The organism is Ruegeria sp. Ofav3-42 (genome assembly GCF_022347725.1).
Classification (GTDB): domain Bacteria; phylum Pseudomonadota; class Alphaproteobacteria; order Rhodobacterales; family Rhodobacteraceae; genus Ruegeria.
Genome location: NZ_JAKRGB010000043.1, coordinates 1 through 4,436 on the forward strand (window position 1 = coordinate 1; position 4,436 = coordinate 4,436).

Here is a 4,436-nt window from a genome sequence, read left to right on the forward strand (position 1 = left end):
TGAAACGCACGCCTCTTTACGATTTACACGTTGAGTTGGGCGGTAAGTTGGTTGATTTTGCTGGGTGGGAGATGCCTGTTCAGTATCCGTTGGGGATCATGGGGGAGCATAAGCAGTGTCGTGAGAAGGCGGCGTTGTTTGATGTGTCTCATATGGGTCAGGTGATCCTTCGGGGTGAACATGTGGGGGAGAAGCTGGAAGCTTTGTGCCCGCAGGCTTATGCGACGCTGAAGGACGGCAAGGCGCGGTACGGGTTTTTCACGAACCCGGAAGGCGGGATCATGGATGACCTGATCGTGTCGAACGCGGGGGATCACTACTTTGTGGTGGTGAACGCGGCGCTGCGCCATCAGGACATTCCGCATATGCGTGAGCACCTTGAAGGCGTCGAAGTGATTGAGATCTTCGATCGCGCTTTGGTGGCGGTGCAGGGCCCGGCAGCGGAAAACGTTGTGGGTGGTCTTTGCCCCGCGGCCCGCGACCTGAAGTTCATGGAAACCACCGTGGCGGATATCAACGGTGTCGAGTGCCGCATCTCGCGTCTGGGGTATACCGGCGAGGATGGCTACGAGATCTCGATCCCCGAGGACAAGGCCATCGAGATCAGCAAGGCGTTCCTGGCGCATGAGGATTGCGAAGCCGCCGGTCTGGGCGCGCGCGACAGCCTGCGGCTTGAGGCGGGTCTGTGCCTCTATGGCAATGACATCGACCAGAGCACCTCGCCGATCGAGGCCTCGCTGGCTTGGGCGATCCAGAAGCGCCGCAAGGAAGAAGGCGGTTTCCCGGGTGCCGAGCGGGTGCAAAGGGAACTGGCCGAAGGCCCCGCCAAAAAGCTGGTCGGCATCAAGCCCGAAGGCCGGGCGCCTGCACGTCAGGGTGTGGAAATCCAGTGCGCCGAAGGCAATACGATCGGGCAGATCACCTCGGGCGTGTTTGGCCCCACGGTCGGCGGACCGGTGGCGATGGGCTATGTGAGCAAGGGCCATGGCGAGCCGGGTGAGGTGGTGAACCTGATCATCCGGGGCAAGCCGCAGCCGGCGCAGATCGTGGCGCTGCCCTTCGTCAAACAGAATTACAAGCGTTGAAGTCAGGAGAGAGACAAGATGGCAACCTATTATTCCGAAGAGCATGAATGGCTGACCGTTGAGGGTGACACGGCCACTCTGGGCATCACCGCGCACGCGGCCGAGCAGCTGGGTGACGTGGTGTTCGTGGAACAGCAGGAAGCAGGCGACGAGTTCGAAAAGGGCGGCGAGATCGGCGTGATCGAATCCGTCAAGGCGGCCTCCGAGCTCTATGCGCCGGTCGATGGCGAGATCACCGAGGTGAACGAGGCGCTGGCCGACAACCCTGGCGCGCTGAACGAAGATCCCGAAGGCGAAGCCTGGATCTACAAGATCAAGATCGCAGATGCCGCGCAGCTGGAAGATCTGATGGACGAAGCCGGCTACAAGGCCTTCATCGGCTAACCCCTTCGGAGCCCCGCCATCGGGGCTCCCCCGCTTCATCTTTTCCCAAATACTCCCGCCGGAGGCATCCGCCAGAGCGGCTGGGTAAGACATTCCCTGAGGAGCGCTACCATGGCCTTCAAACTGACTGACTACGAAGCCTATGACTTCGCCAATCGCCGCCACATTGGGCCCAGCCCGACCGAGATGCGCGACATGCTGCAGGTGATCGGCTTCAAGACGCTGGACCAGCTGATCGACGCCACCGTCCCCCCCGCGATCCGGCAGAAAGAGCCGCTGGACTGGGGTCCGGCGATGACGGAACGCGATGCTCTGTTCCACATGAAAGAGGTGGCGAGCAAGAACAAGGTTCTGACCTCGTTGATCGGTCAGGGTTACTATGGCACCACCACGCCTGCGCCGATCCTGCGCAACATTCTGGAAAACCCGGCCTGGTACACCGCCTATACGCCTTATCAGCCCGAGATCAGCCAGGGCCGTCTTGAGGCGCTGCTGAACTTCCAGACCATGGTCAGCGACCTGACCGGTCTGGACGTGGCCAACGCCTCGCTGCTGGACGAAGCCACAGCCGCGGCCGAGGCGATGGCGATGGCCAAGCGCGGCGGTCGGTCCAAGGCCAACAACGCGGCCTTCTTCGTCGACAAGAACTGCCACCCACAGACCATCGCCGTGATCAAAACCCGGGCTGAGCCTCTGGGCATCGACGTACAGGTCGCCGATCCCGACACGCTGGATGCGGGCGCGGTCTTTGGCGCGATCTTCCAGTATCCCGGCACCCATGGCCACGTGCGCGACTTCACCGCCGAGATCGCGGCGCTGCATGAACATAAAGCGATTGCCATCGTGGCGGCCGACATCCTGTCGCTGGCGCTGCTGAAGTCACCGGGTGAGATGGGCGCGGACATTGCCATTGGCTCGACCCAGCGCTTTGGCGTTCCGATGGGCTATGGCGGGCCGCACGCTGCTTACATGGCGACCACCGACAAGCTGAAGCGCGCGATGCCCGGCCGGATCATCGGTGTGTCGATCGACAGCCGCGGCAACAAGGCCTACCGCCTGGCACTGCAGACCCGCGAACAACACATTCGCCGCGAGAAAGCCAACTCGAACGTCTGTACTGCGCAGGCGCTGCTGGCGGTGATCGCCTCGATGTATGCCGTGTACCATGGCCCCGACGGCATCAAGGCCATCGCGCAATCGGTGCACCGCAAGACCTCGCGCATGGCCGCTGGTCTGGAAGAGGCGGGCTTCTCGGTCGAACCCGAGGTGTTCTTCGACACCATCACGGTCGAGGTCGGCCACCTGCAGAAGACGGTCATGGAGGCCGCCGTGGCGCGTGGTGTGAACCTGCGCAAGGTGGGCGAGACCAAGGTTGGCATCAGCCTGGACGAACAGACCCGGCCCGAGACCATCGAGGCGGTCTGGGGTGCCTTCGGCATCGACCGCAAGGACGACAGCTCGAACAAGGTCTATCGCCTGCCCGATTACGCGTTGCGCGAAAGCGCCTATCTGACCCACGAGATCTTCCACAAGAACCGGGCCGAGGCCGAGATCACCCGCTATATGCGCCGTCTGGCCGACCGTGACCTGGCGCTGGACCGGGCGATGATCCCGCTGGGGTCCTGCACCATGAAGCTGAACGCCACGATCGAGATGATCCCGGTCACCTGGCCCGAGTTCGGCAACCTGCACCCGTTTGTGCCGCAAGATCAGGCGCAGGGCTATCACGAGATGATCGATGATCTGAACGACAAGCTGTGCCAGATCACCGGCTATGACGCGATCAGCCAGCAGCCCAACTCGGGTGCGCAGGGGGAATACGCAGGCCTGCTGACCATCCGCAACTATCACTTCGCCCGCGGCGAAGGGCATCGCAATGTCTGTCTGATCCCGACCTCGGCCCATGGCACCAACCCGGCCTCGGCCCAGATGGTGGGCTGGCAGGTTGTGCCGGTGCAGGCGGATGAGAACGGCAACATTGATCTGAATGACTTCCGCGCCAAGGCGGAAAAGCACTCGGATCATCTGGCCGCCTGCATGATCACCTACCCGTCGACCCATGGCGTGTTCGAGACCACCGTGCAGGAGGTCTGCCAGATCACCCATGACCACGGCGGTCAGGTCTATATCGACGGCGCCAACATGAACGCCATGGTCGGTCTGTCGCGTCCGGGTGACATTGGCGGCGACGTCAGCCACCTGAACCTGCACAAGACCTTCTGCATCCCGCATGGCGGCGGCGGCCCCGGCATGGGTCCGATCGGCGTCAAGGCGCACCTGACCGAACACCTGCCCGGCCATCCGGAATACGGCACCGCCGTGGGTCCGGTCTCGGCCGCGCCCTTCGGCTCGCCGTCGATCCTGCCGGTCAGCTGGGCTTATGTGCTGCTGATGGGCGGCGCGGGTCTGACGCAGGCCACAAAAGTGGCCATCCTGAACGCCAACTATATCGCGGCGCGTCTGCAGGATGCCTATCCGATCCTCTACACGTCCGAGACGGGCCGGGTGGCGCATGAATGCATCCTCGACACCCGTCCGCTGGACGAGGCCGCCCATGTCAGTGTCGACGACATCGCCAAACGTCTGGTCGATTCAGGCTTCCACGCGCCGACCATGTCCTGGCCGGTGGCGGGCACCCTGATGGTCGAGCCCACGGAATCGGAACCCATGGCCGAGCTCGACCGCTTCTGCGACGCCATGCTCTCGATCCGGGCTGAGGCGCAGGACATCATCGACGGCCAGATCGACGCGGAGAACAACCCGCTGAAAAACGCCCCCCACACGGTGCGCGATCTGGTCGGCGACTGGGACCGCCCCTACACCCGCGAACAGGCCTGCTTCCCCCCGGGCTCCATGGGCGTCGACAAATACTGGTCCCCCGTCAACCGCGTCGACAACGCATACGGCGACAGAAACCTAATCTGCACATGCCCGCCAATGGACGCGTATGAGGAAGCCGCCGAGTAA

At 63.1% G+C, this 4,436-nt stretch carries 3 protein-coding genes; all 3 read left to right on the forward strand.

Translation table 11 applies throughout. The features are described from left to right. Positions 1-1,085: glycine cleavage system aminomethyltransferase GcvT (gcvT, locus tag MHN28_RS24590; protein WP_239345660.1), on the forward strand; the 1,085-nt coding region annotated here is incomplete at its 5' end. A gap of 18 nt (positions 1,086-1,103) precedes the next feature. After that, positions 1,104-1,469: a glycine cleavage system protein GcvH gene (gene gcvH / locus MHN28_RS24595; RefSeq protein ID WP_239345662.1), complete on the forward strand. Its 366-nt coding sequence runs from the start codon at positions 1,104-1,106 to the stop codon at positions 1,467-1,469. A 111-nt stretch (positions 1,470-1,580) separates the two neighbouring features. Then, positions 1,581-4,436 carry an aminomethyl-transferring glycine dehydrogenase gene (gene gcvP, locus MHN28_RS24600; RefSeq protein ID WP_239345664.1) on the forward strand — a complete coding sequence of 952 codons (2,856 nt, stop codon included), beginning with the start codon at positions 1,581-1,583 and terminating at the stop codon, positions 4,434-4,436.

Bases quoted from the DNA above. Each gene is read 5' to 3' on its own strand.
- gcvH (WP_239345662.1), top strand. From the start codon at position 1,104: ATGGCAACCTATTATTCCGAAGAGCATGAATGGCTGACCGTTGAGGGT.
- gcvP (WP_239345664.1), top strand. From the start codon at position 1,581: ATGGCCTTCAAACTGACTGACTACGAAGCCTATGACTTCGCCAATCGC.